Raw genomic sequence first — 17,617 nt, forward strand, 5'->3', positions numbered from 1 at the left:
AGTACCGCGAGGACTGCCCGCTCTTTGGGCCTGCCCCATTCATGAGTGAAACCCCCGACCGTGCGCAGCTGCGTGCGCCCAAGGATCTTGAAATCCAAGTTCACCAGCGCCACCCCTCGCTGGAAGCAATGATTCACATCGGAGTGTGCCGGTACGCACCTGCCCGAGCCAGCGGTTCGTCACGTTCCGATACCTCTATGTGACAATCCGTAGTCCAACTGGACCAACCGGCTGCGACGTACCGGAATGTGAGCTGAAAGGCTGCTGAAAGTTCGCCGGACGCACATGCCGGTGCACGTGCAACTCCATTCGCCCACATGATCACGCTCACCGCGCTGAGCTAGCCTTTCGCCTATCCGTCCGTCCGCTGAACCGGATTCGACATCGGCCACCGGCACGCTGGCACCAGTCGCCCGGCGGGACGGACCCGGCGGGCCGCGGTGGAGGTTTCGATGGCTTCTCCGGATGTGGTGGTGGTCGGCCTCGGGTTCACCGGGCTGCCGACCGCGGTGGCGGCGGCCGCCGCCGGGATGCGGGTCGTCGGCCTGGACAGCTGCGCGCGGCGGATCGCCGAGGTGCTCGACGCGCAGCCGGGTTCCGGGTTGGGCACGGTGTCGGAGACCGCGCTCGGCGACGCGCTGGCGAGCGGGCGGTTGGTGGTGCGCGACGTCGCCTCCGGCGTGCCGGCGGGCGACGTCCACGTGCTGTGCCTGCCCACTCCGCCGGATCAGCGCGGCGGCGTGGACCTGCGGCCCCTGGCCCAGGCGCTGCGGGCGGTGGCCGCCGTGCTGCGCCGGGGAGACCTGGTGCTCGTGCAGAGCACGTGCCCTCCCGGCACGGTCGCGCACGCCCTGGTGCCGGTGTTGGAGGAGGTCTCCGGGCTGCGGGCCGGCTCCGCGTTCCACGTGGCGTGCGCGCCGATGCGGATCGACCCCGGCAACCGGGCGCACCCGCTGGCCACCATCCCGCGGGTGGTCGGTGGGCACACCGCGCGGTGCGCCCACCGCGCGGCCCAGTTCCTCTCCTCGATGGCGCACGACGTGGTGCAGGTGACGAGCACCCGCGCCGCGGAACTGGCCAAGCTGTTCGAGAACACGTTCCGGCTGGTCAACATCTCCCTGGTCAACGAGTTCGCCTCGGTGTGCCGGGCGTACGGGGTCGACGTGGCGGAGGTGCTCCGGGCCGCGGGCACCAAGCCGTTCGGCTTCCTCGGGCACCAACCCAGCGCGGGTGCGGGCGGTGACTGCGTGCCGGTGTCCGCGAGGTTCCTGTCCACCGCGGCGCGCCGGCGCGGCCTGCTGAGCCCGCTGGTCGACGCGGCACTGGCGATCAACGACGCGATGCCGGCGCGCACGGTCCACCTGCTGCGCGACACGGCCGAGCGCGTGCTGGCGAAGCCGTTGCGGAACTGCCGGGTGCTGGTGCTCGGGGTGACCTACAAGGCCGACACGCCCAACGTGCGGCAGTCGGCCGCCGTGGCGGTGCTGGAGGAGCTGCGCCGCGAGGCGTCGGCCGAGTACCACGACCCCCACGTGCCGGAACTGGTGCTGTCCGACGGGACCCGGCTGCGCCGGACGGACCTCGACGACCGCGCCTTCGACCACCGCGCCTTCGACCTCGCGGTCCTGATGACGCCCCACCGCCACTACGACGACCTGCCGCTCCGGGGCCTGCCGGTGTTCGACTGCACGACCGGGGAGCCGCGCCGGGTCGTCGAGTACGTCGGGGTGGCGGCGTGAGCGCCCGGTGGATCAGGGGTCCGGTCGGGCCCGACGCCGACCGGCGGGTCACGGTGGCCGGGTGCCGGACCGTGCTGGTGGTGGTCCCGCACCCGGCGGCGGGCACGCGGTTGCTCTCGGACGTGGTGCCCCTGCTGCGCGACGACCCGAGGGTCCAGGTGGTCTTCTCGGTCACCGACACCGGGCAGCGGTGGCACGGCACCGAGGACCAGGTGCGCGCACGGGGCGGACTCGTGGTGCCCTGGGACCAGGCCACGCAGCTCGACTTCGACCTCGTGCTGGCGGCCGGCTACAACGACATCGACCAGGTGCGCGGCCCGCTGCTGCTGCTGCCGCACGGCGCGGGCAACCTCGCGTCGCGCAGGTACAGCAGGCACGCGGGCCCCGGCGCCCTGCCGCACACCGGGCTGAGCCGGGAGTCGCTCACGCGGCGGGGCAGGGTGCTGCCCGCCGCGATCGGGCTCAGCCACGAGGACGAGGTGGCGGCGCTGCGGACGTCCTGCCCGGAGGCGCTGCACACGGCGGTCGTCGTGGGCGACCCGTGCCTGGACCGCATGGTGGCGAGCGCGCCCCTGCGGTCCCGCTACCGCGAGGCGCTGGGCGTTCCCGAGGACGGGCGGCTGGTGACGGTGAGCTCGACCTGGGCACCGGACTCGGCCTTCGGCAGCCGGCCCTCGCTGTGCCGGGCGTTGCTGGACGAGCTGCCCGCCGAGCGGTACCGGGTGGCGCTGGTGCTGCACCCGAACGCGTGGGCCGTGCACGGGCGGTGGCAGGTGCGGGCCTGGCTGCACGAGTGCATCGAGGCGGGGCTGCTGGTGATCCCGCCGGAGGAGGGCTGGCGGGCCACCGTCGTCGCGAGCGACCACGTGCTGGGCGACCACGGTTCCACGACCCAGTACGCCGCCGCGATCGGGACGCCGGTGGCGCTGGCGTCGTTCCCGGACGGCAACGTCCGCCGCGGCAGCCTGGCCGACGCGGTCCGCCGGTGCTGCCCCCGGGTCGACCCCACCCGGCCGCTGCTGCCGCAGCTGCCCGCGGCCGTGCCGGGGAGCGGCGCGTCCCACCTGGCCGGTCTGGTGTCGTCGCGTCCCGGCGCGGCGGCGGTCGAGCTGCGCCGGACCATGTACCGGCTGCTGGACCTGCCCGAGCCGACCGGCCCGGCCCGCGTCGAGGCGGTGCCCGCCCCGGTGCCGCTGCGACCGGACCCGACGTGATGGTGTGGCTGGTGGTGGACGGCCTGGGTCCCGGTCTGCACCGGCTGGTCGTCGCCACCCCGGGCCGCCGTCCCGACCAGGTCGTGATCGGCGAGCTCGGTCGTGCCCGACCGGACGCCCTGGGGCTGGCCGACCTGGTGGTCGGGTTCCCTCACGGGTCGAGCCGCGCGAGCTCGGCGCCGATCGCGGCGGCCCTGGGGTTCCCCACGTGGGCGAACAGGCGCCGCGCCTCGGCGTAGCGCTCGCGTGCCGCGGGGAGGTCGCCGCGGGCCTCGGCGACCTCCCCCGACAACACCAGCGCCTCGGCCTCGTAGTGGGGCGAGCCGGCCCGGCGGAGCAGGTCCAGCGCGGTGGACAGGCGCGCCTCGGCCACCGCGACCTCGCCCCGGCGCGCCTCGACCGCGCCCGCGGACATCAGGCACCTCGCCCGGCCGGTGTGGTCGCCGAACCGCCCCATCGCCTCGGCCGCCGCGTGCAGTTCGGCCAAGGCCTCGTCGTCCCGGCCCAGTTGGGCCAGCACCTCGCCGACCCGCCGGGCGCACAGCGCCTCGGCCCGCGGCGGGCCGATGTGCCGGCGGATCTCCCGCGCCCGGGTCAGGTGGTCCAGCGCGCGCTCCAGGTCGCCGGTGCCCTGGGCCACGCCGCCGAGTTCGGTCAGCGCCACCGCTACGCCCTGGCGGTCGCCGTCGACCTCGGCGATGTCCAGCGCGCGGGCGCCCTCGCGCTCGGCCTCCGGGAACCTGCGCAGCACGCCGTAGGTGTACGCGAGCTGCGCGCGCAGCTTCGCCTCGGCCGCGCGATGACCGCTGCGGACCGCGGCCGGCACGCCCAGTTCGTGCACCGCGAACCAGTCGTCGTAGTGTCGGGCGTGCAGGAAGAAGCCCCACATCGCCTCGCAGAACTGCCAGACGACGTCGTCCAGGTCGAGCGCGGCGGCGGCGCGGCACGCCTCGCGGAGGTTGGAGCGCTCGCGTTCCAGCCACGCCAACGCGTCCTGCCGCTCCCGGAACGGCGAGCGCCGGTCCCGGTACCGGGGCCCCACCCGGTGCCGGGTCGGCCGCAGGGCGAGGTCCGCGTCGACCAGGCGGTCCAGGTACCACTCGACGACGCGGCGGAGCGCGGCGTCGCGCTCGGCGGGCGACGCCCGGTCGGCGTGGTGGCGGGCGTGCAGCTTCAGCAGGTCGTGGAAGCGGAACCGCTCGTCGCCGACCTCGGTCAGGAGGTTCTTCTCCACCAGGTGCTCCAGCACGGGCTCGACCAGGGGAGCCGGCTCACCGGCGGCCGCGGCGGCGGCCTCGACGCCGAAGAACGCGCCGGGGTGCACGGCGCACAGCCGGTAGACGCGGGCGTGGTCGGGCGGCAGGTCCGAGTAGGACAGGTCGAGCACCGCCTCGACGGACACCTCGCCCAGGGTGAGGGTGGCCAGGCGTTCCGCGCGCAGCGAGCCGACCTCCTTGGACAGCGAGCGCTTGGGGCGCGTGGAGAGGCGCGCGCCGATCACCGACAGCGCGATGGGCAGGCCCGCGCACAGGCGCGCCAGCTCCCGGGCCGCGTCGGGCTCGGAGGTGACCCGCGGTCCCACCGCGCGCGCCAGGAGCTCCAGCGACGCGGACTCGTCGAACGACTCCACCTCCACGAACCTGGCCCCGTCGACCGCCAGGCCGCCCAGCCGCCACCTGCTCGTCACCACGACCGCGCTGCGGGCCGAGGTGGGGAGCAGCGGGCGGACCTGGGCGGCGGACACGGCGTTGTCCAGCATCAGCGCGACGGCGCGGTCGGCGGTGGCGCTGCGGAAGGCCGCCTGCCTGCGGGCCAGCCCCGGTGGGACCTCCGCGGCGGGCACGCCCAGCGCCACGAGGAACCACTCCAGCACCGCCTCGGGCGTGGCGGGGCCGTCCGCGGGGTGCGCGGCGAGGTCGACGTACAGCTGGCCGTCGGGGAAGCGCGACCGGTTGGCGTGCAGCCAGCGCGACGCCAGGGAGGTCTTCCCCACCCCGCCGGGACCGCTGACCACCACGACCGGCGCCTCCTCGGTGGCGAGCCAGCCGTCCAGCGCCGCCAGCTCGCGGCGCCTGCTGGTGAAGAGCCGGGGTGCGGGAGGGAGCTGGTAGGGGATCAGCGGTTCGCCGCGCGAGGCGTGGAAGTGCACGTCACCGATGCTGTCCGCCTGCACCACGGGCCCGTGCGCCGTCCCGGACACCACGTTCTCCCCACCCCGACGAATCACGCGTGTCCTCCCGTGCACTCCCCGTGATTCGAGTGTCACAGAAATGGCATCTCCCGTCGGGGGGCCACCGGGTGGACTCTTGCGTCCGGTTGGCCGCCGGGCGCAAGTTAGGGGTGGGCATTTGATAACGAAAAGGTAACAGGTAGGTCGCGGCGTCGAGACCGCACGTATGCCCCTGTGTCCGCCGCCCACCGGCGGTCGGGGTTGTTCGGTTGTTCGGTTGCACATGCGCGTACCTACGACGAGGTGACACATCCATGACGCGAAACCAGGGGCGGCACCGCTTCTCCCGGCGCACGAAGCTGACCGCCGGCGTTACCGGGCTGGCGCTGACGATCGGCCTGGCCGTCGCGATCAGCACCACCGGCGACCAGGGCACCGCCCAGGCGGACGGGGCCGACATCTCCCTGTTCGTCGACATCACCACGCAGCAGCGCAACGTCAACGCGCCCCGGCCGCGGCGCGGGGCGAGCACCGGCACGTTCACGGTCGACTGCGGGCGCAACGAGAACGGCCACTTCAACCCGGACAACTTCATCGCCCAGCCGGGCGTCCGCAACGGCGCCCAGCACCTGCACGACTACGTGGGCAACGTCTCCACCGACGCCGACTCGACCGACGAGAGCCTGCTCGCCGCCGACACGACCTGCAAGAACGGCGACAAGTCCACGTACTTCTGGCCGGTGGTGCGGATCGACCGCGAGGGCGAGGACGAGGAGCCCGGCGAGCCGAACAACGCCGAGGTCGAGTGCCCGGACGTGAAGCGCAAGCTGCGCGACGTCCCGCAGCGCGCGCGGGGCGAGGTGGACCGCCAGCTGCGGGCGCTCAAGGACCAGGTCGCCGAGGCGAACGCCAAGCTCAAGGGCGCCGCGAACGTCGACGACCCGAACTTCGTCAACAACAGCGTGCTGCGGCCGTTGCGGGACAAGCGGACCGCCACCATCGAGCGCATCGCCGACGTGATCGACCGGTTCGGCCAGCGCCCGCGCGGCCTGAGGCGGCTGGCCCCGTGCACGGTGAAGGACGGTGACGCCAACGACGCGCAGGTGGCCGAGGCCGCCAAGGAGGCCGAACCCGACGCGCCGGAGAACGGCGACGGCAAGAGCGGCAGCGACGAGAACGAACTGCCCGGCAACGAGGGCGAGATCCAGCGCCCGGAGGTCGTGGACATCACCTTCCGCGGCAGCCCGGTCGGCAAGGTCAAGGCGATGCCGCAGTTCCTGCGGGTGCTCTACGGCGACGCGAAGGTGACCACCAACGGCACGCGCAACGCGCGCAACTCGTGGACCTGCACCGGTTTCGAGGACCGCGTGCTGATGAACAAGTACCCGATCTGCCCGGATGGCAGCAAGGTCAAGCGCGTGCACGACTTCGCCGGCTGCTGGGACGGGCAGAACACCGACAGCGCCAACCACCGCGACCACATGGTGTACGCGAACGAGCGGGGCGAGTGCCCGAACGGGTTCACCGCGGTGCCGCAGCTGCGGATCAGCCTGACCTACGACATCCCGCGCGACGTGCAGGTGGCGGGGCAGTACGCGGTCGACGCGTTCCCCGAGGAGGAGCACAACCCGTTCTCCGACCACGACGACTTCGCCAACGTCATGTCGCGGGAGATCATGGACCGGCTGGTCCAGTGCGTGAACACCGGTCGCCGGTGCCGGGAGTGAACTGGTGCCGGGCGGTGAGCCAACGCCCGGAGTAAGCGGTCCGCGCGTTCCCCGGGATTTCCCTCCGAGACCCGGTTCCCCGGCACCGCGCCGACCCACCGCGTGGACCTCTACCCCGCCTGGAGCGCGAGGTAGAGGTCCACGCGTTCGGCGAAGTTCGACAGGTCCGCGCCCAGCAGGTCCTCGACCCGCCCCACGCGGTAGCGCAGGGTGTTCACGTGGACGTGCAGCCGGGCGGCGGCCGCGGTCCAGGAGCCCGAGCAGTCGAGGAACACCCGCAGCGTCCCGACCAGGTCCGAACCGTGCGCGGCGTCGTAGTCCAGCACCGGGCCCAGCAACCGGCGGCGCAGCGACCCGCGCAGGTCCTCCGGCACGCCGGCCAGCAGCAGCTGGTGCAGCGCGATCTCCTCCCCCGCCACCACGCACGTCCGGCCCGAGCGTCGCTCTCCCCGCCGCCGCTCTGCCAGCTGCTGCTCTGCCAGCTGCTGCTCTGCCAGCTGCTGCTCCTCCAGCCCTCCCTCCCCCAGCCGCTGCTCTCCTAGCCGCCTCTCCCCCCGTCGCCTCTCCCCCAGCCGCCTCTCTGCCAGCCGCCGCGCGTGGGACGCCTCCTCGGCCGCGCCGCGCAAGCCGCCGTGCCCCGCCGGGGAGGAGATGCCCACCAGCACCCGCGTGTTTCCCAGACCCGGTTCCGCGGTCCGCAGCGCCGACCTCACCCGCTCCACCCACGGCCCGGACGGCGCCAGCGCGTACACCTCGTCCTCGACGGTCGCCAGCAGGAACCCGGCCGTCACCGCGGCCAGCGCCTCCTCCAACAGCGCCGCGACCAGCTCGACCGGCCCGTCCGACGCCGAGGCCACCACGACCCGCAGCTGCGCGTCCGGGTCCCAACCGACGTCCGCGATCCGGGCCGCCGCGTCGCCACCAGCCAGCACCTGCCGCAGCAGGGGCCCGGCGGCGCGGTTCTCGATCCGCCGCCCCTGCACCACCCGCGCCCGCTCCACCCCGACCAGGCTGGCCAGTTCGACGGCGGCCTCGTCGTCGGCGCGGTCCCCGGAGACGACCAGGATCCACGCGGTCAACCGCCCGCCGCCGCGCGCGGTCACCGGCAGCAGCGTCACCCCGCGCACGACCCTCGGCAGCCGTTCGGCCACCAGGAACTCACGCACCAGCACGGCCGCCCCCGGCAGGTCGGGACCCGCGACCACGTGCCCGGCGCACGAGAGCACCCAGCAGGGCGTGCCCAGTTCCGCCGCCCCGGCCTCGACCAGCTCCGACAGCCCACCGCCCTCGGCGACCACGGTCAGCAGCCGCCGGTGCCGGCCCAGCTGCGCGCCCGCGTCACCGACCCGCTCGGCCGCCAGCTCCAGCACCACCCGCTCGGTGATGGTCGCGAAAGACAGGTCGACCGGCACCGCCAGCAGCGGCACCCCGTGCCGCTCGCACGCCTCGACGAGCGCCGCCGGCAGGTCACCGGCCTCGGGCGGGCTGGCCGCCAGCGCGGCGACCCCGGCCCCGGCCAGCGAGGAGACGAACCGCTCGCAGTCACCGTCCGCGCGGTGCCACAGGAGCCCGGACAGCACCAGCTCCCCGCCGGACAGGTACCGCGCCGGGTCCGGCAGCTCGGTGCCGTAGAGCCTGGTCACCGGCCGGTCGAGCAGCTCGGCGCCGACGACCGGGCGCAACCCCAGCTCGGGCATCCCCACCAGGTCCCGGACCCGCACCACGCCTCCTCGCCCGGCCTGGCGGATCGTTGCACGGGGGACATCTCCGCGATTCACCGTCGCCCTACCGTGTTTGTAGGAAAGCACAAATCACGTCGCCGTAGGAGCCTGTTGTTCATGCACCGCCGCCGTAGCCGATCATGCGCACCGGTCTGTGTACTGACCCGCAGACCCCGCGCCGACCCACACCGACCACACGCCCCGCACCGACCGCCCACCCCCCTCCAACCCCACCCCCTCCAACCCCACCCCCTCCAACCCCACCCCCTCCGACCGCACTCCCCACACCGACCGCACCGACCGCCGAGGTAGCCGATGGACTTCCTTCGCCCCGCCACCCTGGCCGAGGCGCTGAGCCTCAAGGCGCAGCGCCCGGAGGCCGTGCCCATCGCGGGCGGCACGGACGTGATGGTCGAGCTCAACTTCGACCACCGCAGGCCCACCGCGCTGCTCGACCTGACCCGGATCGCCGAGCTGCGCGAGTGGGACCAGGCCGACGGGTCGGTGCGCGTCGGGGCGGGCGTGCCGTACACGCGGATCATCGAGGAGCTGGGCGACCGGCTGCCCGGCCTGGCCATGGCCTCCCGCACGGTGGGCTCGCCGCAGATCCGCAACCGGGGCACGGTCGGCGGCAACCTCGGCGCGGCCTCGCCAGCCGGCGACACGCACCCGGTGCTGCTGGCCGTCGGCGCGACCGTGGAGGTCGCCTCGACCCGCGGCACCCGGACCATCCCGGCCACCGGGTTCTACCTGGGCGTGAAGCGCAACGCGCTGGAGCCCGACGAGCTGATCACCGCGGTGCGCGTGCCCGTCACGGGAGCACCCCAGCAGTTCGCCAAGGTCGGCACCCGGAACGCCATGGTCATCGCGGTGTGCTCGTTCGCGCTGGCCCTGCACCCGGCGCGGGGTGCGGTGGGCGCCGCCGTCGGCTCGGCCGCGCCCACACCGCGCCGCGCGTCGGCGGCCGAGGACTTCCTGTCCGGTGAACTCACCTCCACGGGTCAGTGGGAATCGCCGGGCCCGCTGCTCGACTCGGTGAAGCGGCGGTTCGGCGAGCTGGTGGCCGAGGCCGCGAGCCCCATCGACGACGTCCGCGGCACGGCCGCGTACCGCAAGCACGCCCTGTCCGTGCTGGCCCGCCGCGCACTGGGCTGGGCCTGGCAGGACTACTCCGGGAAGGCGGCCTGACCATGCGCGTGGACGTGACGGTGAACGGTGAGCGGCGGCAGGCCGACGACGTGTGGGAAGGCGAGAGCCTCCTGTTCCTCCTTCGCGAGCGACTGGGCCTGCCCGGCTCCAAGAACGCCTGCGAGCAGGGCGAGTGCGGTTCGTGCACGGTGTACCTGGACGACGTGCCGGTGTGCGCGTGCCTGGTCGCCGCGGGCCAGGTGCAGGACCGCGAGGTCCGCACGGTCGAGGGGCTCGCCACGGGCGACCCCTCCGCCGGCGCCGACGCGCTCGACCCCGTGCAGGAGGCGTTCGTCGAGGCGGGCGCGGTGCAGTGCGGCTTCTGCACCCCCGGTCTCGTCATCGCGACCCACGACCTGCTCAACCGCGTCCCGCGCCCGAGCGACCCGGAGATCCGCGAGGCGCTGGCAGGCAACCTCTGCCGCTGCACCGGCTACGAGAAGATCCTGGACGCGGTGCGGCTGGCGGCCGCCGTCCGGGCGGACGGACGCCGATGACCCCGACGATCATCGACGGCGCCGCGGTCGCCACCGTGGACGCCGCCGGCACCGAGCACGCGTCCGGCCACGTCGTGGTCGAGAACGGTCGGATCACCGCCGTCGGCCCCGGCCAGGCGCCCAGGCCCGCCGGGCCCCACACGTGGATCGACGGCAGCGGCTGCCTGATCACTCCCGGCCTGGTCAACACGCACCACCACCTCTACCAGTGGGCCACGCGCGGCATCGCCCAGGACGCCACGCTGTTCGAGTGGTTGACCGCGCTGTACCCGGTGTGGCGCGGCCTGGACGCCGGGATCACCCACGCCGCCGCCGCGGCGGGCCTGGCCAGGCTCGCGACCACCGGGTGCACGACCGCCGCCGACCACCACTACGTCTTCCCCCGCGAGGGCGGCGACCAGTTCGAGGCCCTGGTGAGCGCGGCCCGTCGCGTCGGCATCCGCCTGCACGCCGTGCGCGGCTCGATGGACCGCGGCCGGTCGCGGGGCGGCCTGCCGCCGGACAACCTGGTCGAGGAGACCGAGGCCGCCCTCATCGCCACCGAACGCGCGATCACCGACCACCACGACCCGGCGCCCGACGCGCTGGTCCGCGTCGCCGTCGGCCCGTGCTCGCCGTTCTCGGTCAGCCGGGAGCTGATGACCGGCGCCGCCGAGCTGGCCCGGGCCAGGGGCGTCCGCCTGCACACCCACCTCGCCGAGACCACCGACGAGGAGGAGCAGTGCCTGGCCGAGTTCGGCTGCACGCCGACCGAGTACGCCGAGCGCCTCGGCTGGCTCGGGGAGGACGTGTGGCTCGCGCACACCGTGCACCTGTCGCCCGAGGCGGTGAAGCGGCTGGGCGCCACCGGCACCGGCTCGGCGCACTGCCCCACCTCCAACGGCCGCCTGGGCACCGGTCTCGCCCCGGTCCGCGACCTGCTCGACGCCGGCGCGCCGGTCGGCCTGGGCGTGGACGGCGCCGCGTCCAACGAGTCCTGCGGCATGGTCGAGGAACTGCACCAGGCGCTCCTCCAGGCCCGCCAGCGCGGCGGTCCCCGGGCGCTCGACGCCCGCGAGGCGCTGTGGCTGGGCACCGCGGGCGGCGCGCGCTGCCTCGGCCGGGACGACGAGATCGGCTCGATCGAACCCGGCAAGCTCGCCGACCTGGCCGTGTGGCGGCTCGACGGCCTCGACCACGCGGGCATCGACGACCCGGTCGCCGCCCTCGTCCTGGGACCGGCGCCGAAGCTCAGGCTCCTGCTCGTGGGCGGCCGGACCGTCGTGGACGACGGCGAGCTGCGCACCGCCCCGGAGGCCGAGCTCGCGCGCGACCTGCGCGCCGCCGCCGGACGGCTGAAGGCGGCTTCCCGATGAGGGGGTGGACGATCCCAGGAGAGGGGAACGCGGCACCGCGTGGGCGCGAGGACGGCCCGGCCACCGCGGAAAACGGCCCGGTCATTGCGGGGAACGACCCGGGCACCACGGGAAACGACCCGGCCACCGCGTTCGGCTCGCCCACGCCCGTGGGGGCGCCGGCAGGCCGGGCACGGTGCGGCGCCGGTCCGCGCGGAGCGGTACGAGCAGCGGGAACGGCGGGGTACGGGGTCGAGACCGCCGGTACGCGCCAGGAAGGACGGTAGGACGCGATGAGCCTGACTCCCGCCGAACTGACCTCCGCCGTCGCCGGGGGCATCGGATCCAGCCCGCAGCGGCCCGACGGCAACCTCAAGGTCCGGGGCGAGTTCGCCTACGCCTCGGACCTGTGGCACGAGGACATGATCTGGGGCGCCACCCTGCGCAGCCCTCACCCGCACGCCCGGATCCGGTCGGTCGACATCACCGGGGCGTTGCAGGTGCCCGGGGTGTACGCCGTGCTCACCCACCGGGACGTGCCGGGCCTGAACCTCTACGGCCTGGAGCACAAGGACCAGCCGGTCCTGGCCGAGGACGTCGTGCGCTACCAGGGCGAGCCGATCGCGCTCGTGGGCGCCGACCACCCCGAGACCGCGCGGCGCGCCATGGAGCGCATCGAGGTCGAGTACGAGGTGCTGGAACCCGTCGTGGACATGGAGACGGCGGTCGACGACCCGCCCCTGCACCCCGGCGGCAACCTCGTGCGGCACGTCCCGATCCGGCGCGGCGACCAGGACGCGCGGGCCGAGGTCGTGGTCACCGGCCGCTACGAGGTCGGTATGCAGGACCAGGCATTCCTCGGTCCCGAGTCGGGCCTGGCCGTGCCCGCCGAGGACGGCGGCGTGGACCTCTACGTCGCCACCCAGTGGCTGCACGTCGACCAGGCCCAGGTCGCCGCGGCGCTCGGCCTGCCGCTGGAGAAGGTGCGGCTGACCCTCTCCGGGGTCGGTGGCGCGTTCGGCGGGCGCGAGGACCTGTCGATGCAGGTGCACGCCTGCCTGCTCGCGCTGCACACCGGCAAGCCCACCAAGATGGTCTACAACCGCGAGGAGTCGTTCTACGGGCACGTGCACCGGCACCCCGCGGTCCTGCACTACGAGCACGGCGCGGACCGCACCGGCAGGCTGGTGTACGTCAAGGCGCGGATCCACCTGGACGGCGGCGCGTACGCGTCCAGCACGGGCGCCGTGGTGGCCAACGCGGCGACGCTCGGCATCGGCCCCTACGAGGTGCCCAACGTGACGGTGGACTGCTGGGGCGTCTACACCAACAACCCGCCGTGCGGCGCGATGCGCGGTTTCGGCGCGGTGCAGACCGGTTTCGCCTACGAGTCCCAGATGGACAAGCTCGCGGCGGCCCTGGGCATGGACCCGGTGGACCTGCGGTTGGTCAACGCGATGAGCGAGGGCTCGGTGATGCCGACCGGCCAGGTGGTCGACTCCGCCGCGCCGGTGGCGCGGTTGCTGGAGCTGGTCAGGGCCAAGCCGCTCCCGCCGCGGCGCACCGCCGTCGACCTGCGCGACCTGCCCGGCGGCGTCTCCAACACCACGCACGGCGAGGGCGTGGTGCGCGGCGTGGGCTACGCGGTCGGCATCAAGAACATCTGCTTCTCCGAGGGCTTCGACGACTACTCCACCGCGCGGGTCCGGCTCCAGGTGATCAACGGCGAGCCGGTCGCGCTGGCGCACACCGCCGCGGTCGAGGTCGGCCAGGGGCTGGTGACGATCATGCAGCAGATCGTGCGCACCGAGCTGGGCGTGGAGCGGGTGACGATCCTGCCCATGGACACCGGTATCGGCAACGGCGGCTCCACCTCGGCCTCCCGGCAGACCTACGTGACCGGCGGCGCGGTAAAGGCCGCCTGCGCGGCGGTGCGCCTGAGACTGGCCCGGCTGGCGCGCGACCGCACCCCGGCAGGACTCGACCTCACCGCGCTCGACCTGACCGCGCTCGACCCGACCGCGCTCGACCCGACCGCGCTCGACCCGGCATCGCCCGACCCCGCGTCGTTCGACCCCACCGCGCTCGACCTGGCCGCGCTGCTCGGGAACGAGGTGATCGAGGAGACCGCGGAGTGGCGGCACCGGGCCACCGAACCCCTCGACCCGGTGACCGGGCAGGGCAACGCGCACGTGCAGTACGGCTTCGCCGCCCACCGGGCCGTGGTCGACGTCGACACCGAGCTGGGCCTGGTGAAGGTGGTCGAGCTGGCCTGCGCCCAGGACGTGGGCCGGGCGCTGAACCCGCAGGCCGTCCTCGGTCAGATCCAGGGCGGCTCGGCGCAGGGCCTCGGGCTGGCGGTGATGGAGGAGATCCAGGTCGAGGGCGGGCGGGTGCGCAACCCGTCGTTTACCGACTACCTCATCCCGACCGTGCTCGACATGCCGCCGATGACCATCGACGTGCTGGAGCTGGCCGACCCCCACGCGCCCTACGGTGTGCGCGGCGTCGGCGAGCCGCCCACCATCTCCTCGACGCCGGCCATCGTCGCCGCCGTCCGCGCGGCGACCGGCCTGGACCTGCCGCGCGTGCCCGTCCGGCCGGAGCACATCACCGGCACCTGACCACCCCCGCCGAGACGCGGGCCACCACCTCCCGACCAAGCCCCGGAGCAGACCGCCCAGGCGCCGCAGCGGCGCCGGGCGGGCGGCCCGGCCGACCGACCCGCGGCGATCCCGCCCGCGACGAAGGGCACGACACCCATGACCACGACCGTCTCCCCCGACCACGCCTGGCTGCGCGAGTCCGTCGAGCTGGCCACCCGCAGCGTCGCGACGGGCGGCGGACCGTTCGGCGCCGTGGTCGTCCGCGACGGCGCCGTCATCGCCACCGGGACCAACCAGGTGACGGCCTCGCTCGACCCGACCGCCCACGCCGAGGTGGTGGCGATCCGCACCGCCTGCCGGGAGATCGGCGACTTCCGGCTCACCGGCTGCGTGCTGGTGTCCTCGTGCGAGCCGTGCCCGCTGTGCCTCTCGGCCGCCCTGTGGGCGCGGGTGGACCGGGTCGTCTACGCCGCGGACCGGCATGACGCCGCCGCGGCCGGGTTCGACGACCGCGAGTTCCACGAGCTGTTCGCCAGGCCGCGCGAGTCCTGGCCCCTGCCGGTGCGGCAGGTCTCCACGGGTGTGGACGACGCACCGTTCAGGGCGTGGCTGTCCCGCGCGGACCGGGTCGACTACTGAACTCGGGCGCACCGCGGCGAGGCCGCGGTGCGGGAAAGGGCTGCGGCGCGGGAAAGGGATGGGGTGGCCGGTGGTGGGGGGAGCGGTGTTCATGGGGCCAGGTTGCGCCGGGTTTTCCGGTGGCACAACGACTTCCGCCGGGGCTGTGGACAAGTCGGCGGGGGTGTCCGGGGAAGGGCCCGAAACGTCCCCCGGTCGAGTGGCGGGCCTGTGGACAACCGAACGGACCGGGAGCGGCTAAGCGCCCAGCAGGCCCCGCTCGTAGGCCACGGCGACGGCGGCGGCGCGGTCCTTGACCCCCAGCTTGGCGTAGACGTGCACCAGGTGCGTCTTCACCGTCGCCTCGCTGATGAACAGCCTCACCGCCGCCTCCCGGTTGGTGCAGCCGCGCGCGATCAGCCCCAGCACCTCGACCTCGCGGTCGCTCAGCGGCTCCGCCGCGGGCTGCCGCACCTGCTCCACCAGCCGGGTCGCCACCGACGGCGACAGCACCGCCTCGCCCCGCGCCGCCGAGCGCACCGCCCGGAACAGCTCGTCGCGCGGCGTGTCCTTGAGCAGGTACCCCGTCGCCCCGGCCTTGATCGCGGGCAGCACGTCGCTGTCGGTGTCGTAGGTGGTGAGCACCAGCACGCGCGTCGGGAAGTCCCGCAGCCGCTCGATCGCGGTCACGCCGTCCACACCGGGCATCCGCAGGTCCATCAGCACCACGTCCGGCGCCACCGCGCGCACCACGGCCACCGCCTCCGCGCCGTCCGCCGCCTCCCCCACCACCTCGACGTCACCGGCGGTGGCGAGCATCCCGCGCAACCCGTCCCGCACCACCGGGTGGTCGTCCACCACCACCACGCGGATCACCGGGCCACCCCCGCCGGGATCGCCGGCACCGACGCCGACACCGCCGTGCCGCCGCCCGGCTCCGACTCCACCACCAGCGCTCCCGCCAGCCTGGACACCCGTTGCCGCATGCCGACCAGGCCGAAACCGTCCGTCGCGCGCGCGGGGTCGAACCCGGCGCCGTCGTCGCGCACGTCCAGCGTCACCACGTCCTCCATGTACGACAGGGTCAGCCCGACCCGCGACGCGCCCGCGTGCTTGGCGACGTTGGACAGCGCCTCCTGCGCGGCGCGCAGCAGCGTCACCTCCACCTCCGGGTGCAGCGGCCGCGCCGCCCCCGTCGTGGCGACCGTCGCCGCCACCCCGGTCTGGTCGATCCACCCGGTCACGACCTCGGACAACGCGTCGGGCAGGTTCGCGTCCACCAGCGCCGGCGGGCGCAGGGCGTGCACGGAGCGGCGCGCCTCGGCCAAGTTCTCCCTGGCCAGCCGCAACGCCGTCTCGACGTGCCGGGGCGGGCCCTCGTCGACCTGGAGCTGGGTGATGATGCCGGCGAACCCCTGGGCGAGGGTGTCGTGGATCTCCCGCGCCAGCCGCTGCCGCTCGTCCAGCACGCCCGCCTCGTGGGCCTGGATGAGCAGCTGCGCGTGCAGGCCCGCGTTCTCCTCCATCATCGTGGCCATCTCGGCCATGAGCTCCTTGCGGCGCTGGGACTGCGCGTCGGTGAAGTGCGCGAGCAGGGTGAACGTGCCGGCGATCGTGACGATGATGAACACGATCGCCAGGTAGACGCCGATCGACACCGGGTCCGGCGCGGGCAGGCCGCCGTTCAGCGAGGTGGCGGCCAGCACCCCGGTGGACACCACGCCAACGAACTTCCAGCGGCCCCGCAGCACGTCGAACGCGTAGATGTAGCCGGCGAACGAGAAGAAGCCGAAGATCGAGTGCCGCAGGCCCAGCACGGCGTAGGCCACCAGGATCCCGACGTAGAACACGGCCATGAGGCCGCGCCGGTCGCGCCACCTGGGGTGCAGCGTGTGCCACCACAGCATCCACAGGGCCGTGGCCGCGGCGATGCCGACGTTGACCGCCTTCGTCCCCTGCGCGTCCGGGATGACCAGCACGTACACCAGCGTCGGCAGCGTGAGCACGAGGTACGGGATGGCGTGGTCCGCGGCGTGCAGGCGGCGTTCCCACACCTCGAGCTTATCGATCACGGCTACTCCCAGCGGAAGGACTTCGCCGCGACGGTACCCGCCACCACCGTGACCAGGGCCAGGACGCCCAGGTGCACCGGGTCCGGCGCGGCGCCGAGCCACGACTCCTGCAACGCGCCCACGCCGGGCGGCAGGTGCTCGCCGATGCGGACCAGCAGGTCGGGCATCAGGAACCGCGGCAGGTAGGCGCCGCCGAAGAACATGACCAGCATGAACACCACGGTCGCCCAGCCGCCCGCGGCCCGGGCCGTCGGCGCCCACGCGGCCACCAGCAGGCCCAGCGCGGACAGCGAGAGCATGCCGAGCAGGAACGTCAGCAGGAAGCCGAGCGCGTGGTGCGGCAGGTCGATGTCGAACACGACCCGGCACACGGCCATCAGCAGCACGACCGACGCCGTGCCGGCGATCAGGTTCACCACCAGCTGCGCGACCAGCAGGCGGGCCGGGCTGACGGGCGTGGTGGAGAAGCGGCGCAGCACGCCCTTCTCGCGGTAGGTGGCGACGGTGGCGGGCAGCTTGTTCAGGCCCAGGAACGCCAGCGCGATCACCACCAGCGTGGACACGTAGGCGTCGATGAACCGCTGGTCCCCGAAGTTGGGGTCCGGGGTGCGCAGGGCCGGGATCGCGCCCAGGACCAGCAGCAGGACGGTGGGGAAGAAGATCGCGAACGCGACCGTGACCGGCTCGCGCAGGAACAGCTTCCACTCGATGTCGATGATCTTCAGCATGTC

The 17,617-nt window shown here is 74.1% G+C and carries 13 protein-coding genes; 8 read left to right on the top strand and 5 right to left on the bottom strand.

Translation table 11 applies throughout. The features are described 5' to 3' along the window. Positions 1-452: 452 nt before the first annotated feature. Entirely contained in the window at positions 453-1,739 is a 1,287-nt protein-coding gene (locus tag Q5530_RS02235; RefSeq protein WP_415360356.1) for a nucleotide sugar dehydrogenase, read from the top strand. Then, positions 1,736-2,953 (top strand): hypothetical protein, encoded by a 1,218-nt coding sequence (locus Q5530_RS02240; RefSeq protein ID WP_415360358.1) that lies wholly within the window; start codon positions 1,736-1,738, stop codon positions 2,951-2,953. Before Q5530_RS02235 ends, Q5530_RS02240 begins: the two co-directional genes overlap by 4 nt. Positions 2,954-3,104: 151 nt before the next feature. Here Q5530_RS02240 and Q5530_RS02245 read toward each other — a convergent pair whose 3' ends face one another. Next, positions 3,105-5,153, bottom strand: coding sequence for a tetratricopeptide repeat protein (locus tag Q5530_RS02245; RefSeq protein WP_415360359.1), 2,049 nt, complete (start codon positions 5,151-5,153; stop codon positions 3,105-3,107). A gap of 284 nt (positions 5,154-5,437) precedes the next feature. Between Q5530_RS02245 and Q5530_RS02250 the strand changes: the two genes are divergently transcribed. Further along, positions 5,438-6,850, top strand: coding sequence for a DUF1996 domain-containing protein (locus tag Q5530_RS02250; RefSeq protein WP_415360360.1), 1,413 nt, complete (start codon positions 5,438-5,440; stop codon positions 6,848-6,850). A 110-nt stretch (positions 6,851-6,960) separates the two neighbouring features. Here Q5530_RS02250 and Q5530_RS02255 read toward each other — a convergent pair whose 3' ends face one another. Then, positions 6,961-8,571 (bottom strand): PucR family transcriptional regulator, encoded by a 1,611-nt coding sequence (locus tag Q5530_RS02255; RefSeq protein ID WP_415360362.1) that lies wholly within the window; start codon positions 8,569-8,571, stop codon positions 6,961-6,963. 315 nt (positions 8,572-8,886) lie between these two features. Between Q5530_RS02255 and Q5530_RS02260 the strand changes: the two genes are divergently transcribed. The 5 genes from Q5530_RS02260 (at position 8,887) to Q5530_RS02280 (ending at position 14,835) form a co-directional block, all read left to right on the top strand. Further along, positions 8,887-9,759, top strand: coding sequence for an FAD binding domain-containing protein (locus Q5530_RS02260; protein WP_415360364.1), 873 nt, complete (start codon positions 8,887-8,889; stop codon positions 9,757-9,759). 2 nt (positions 9,760-9,761) lie between these two features. Beyond that, positions 9,762-10,256, top strand: coding sequence for a (2Fe-2S)-binding protein (locus Q5530_RS02265; RefSeq protein ID WP_415360366.1), 495 nt, complete (start codon positions 9,762-9,764; stop codon positions 10,254-10,256). Further along, positions 10,253-11,611 (top strand): 8-oxoguanine deaminase, encoded by a 1,359-nt coding sequence (locus Q5530_RS02270; RefSeq protein ID WP_415360368.1) that lies wholly within the window; start codon positions 10,253-10,255, stop codon positions 11,609-11,611. The genes Q5530_RS02265 and Q5530_RS02270 overlap by 4 nt, the downstream gene beginning before the upstream one ends. Before the next feature lie 272 nt (positions 11,612-11,883). Further along, on the top strand, positions 11,884-14,214 hold the full coding sequence (pucD, locus tag Q5530_RS02275) for a xanthine dehydrogenase subunit D (protein WP_415360370.1): 2,331 nt from the start codon (positions 11,884-11,886) through the stop codon (positions 14,212-14,214). 138 nt (positions 14,215-14,352) lie between these two features. Further along, complete coding sequence (locus Q5530_RS02280) at positions 14,353-14,835, top strand: nucleoside deaminase (protein ID WP_415360371.1); 483 nt, start codon at positions 14,353-14,355, stop codon at positions 14,833-14,835. Positions 14,836-15,072: 237 nt separating this feature from the next. Here Q5530_RS02280 and Q5530_RS02285 read toward each other — a convergent pair whose 3' ends face one another. From Q5530_RS02285 to Q5530_RS02295, 3 genes are read right to left on the bottom strand one after another with little or no spacing between them, the layout of a single operon-like run. Beyond that, positions 15,073-15,690: a response regulator gene (locus Q5530_RS02285; protein WP_415360372.1), complete on the bottom strand. Its 618-nt coding sequence runs from the start codon at positions 15,688-15,690 to the stop codon at positions 15,073-15,075. Then, positions 15,687-16,886, bottom strand: a complete 1,200-nt coding sequence (locus Q5530_RS02290) for a sensor histidine kinase (protein WP_415360374.1) — start codon at positions 16,884-16,886, stop codon at positions 15,687-15,689. Before Q5530_RS02290 ends, Q5530_RS02285 begins: the two co-directional genes overlap by 4 nt. 2 nt (positions 16,887-16,888) lie before the next feature. Continuing rightward, on the bottom strand, positions 16,889-17,614 hold the full coding sequence (locus Q5530_RS02295; RefSeq protein ID WP_415360376.1) for an ABC transporter permease: 726 nt from the start codon (positions 17,612-17,614) through the stop codon (positions 16,889-16,891). Positions 17,615-17,617: the final 3 nt, after the last annotated feature.

The sequence above is a fragment of the Saccharothrix sp. BKS2 genome, from assembly GCF_047689505.1.
GTDB classification, from domain to species: Bacteria; Actinomycetota; Actinomycetes; order Mycobacteriales; family Pseudonocardiaceae; genus Actinosynnema; species Actinosynnema lopnurensis.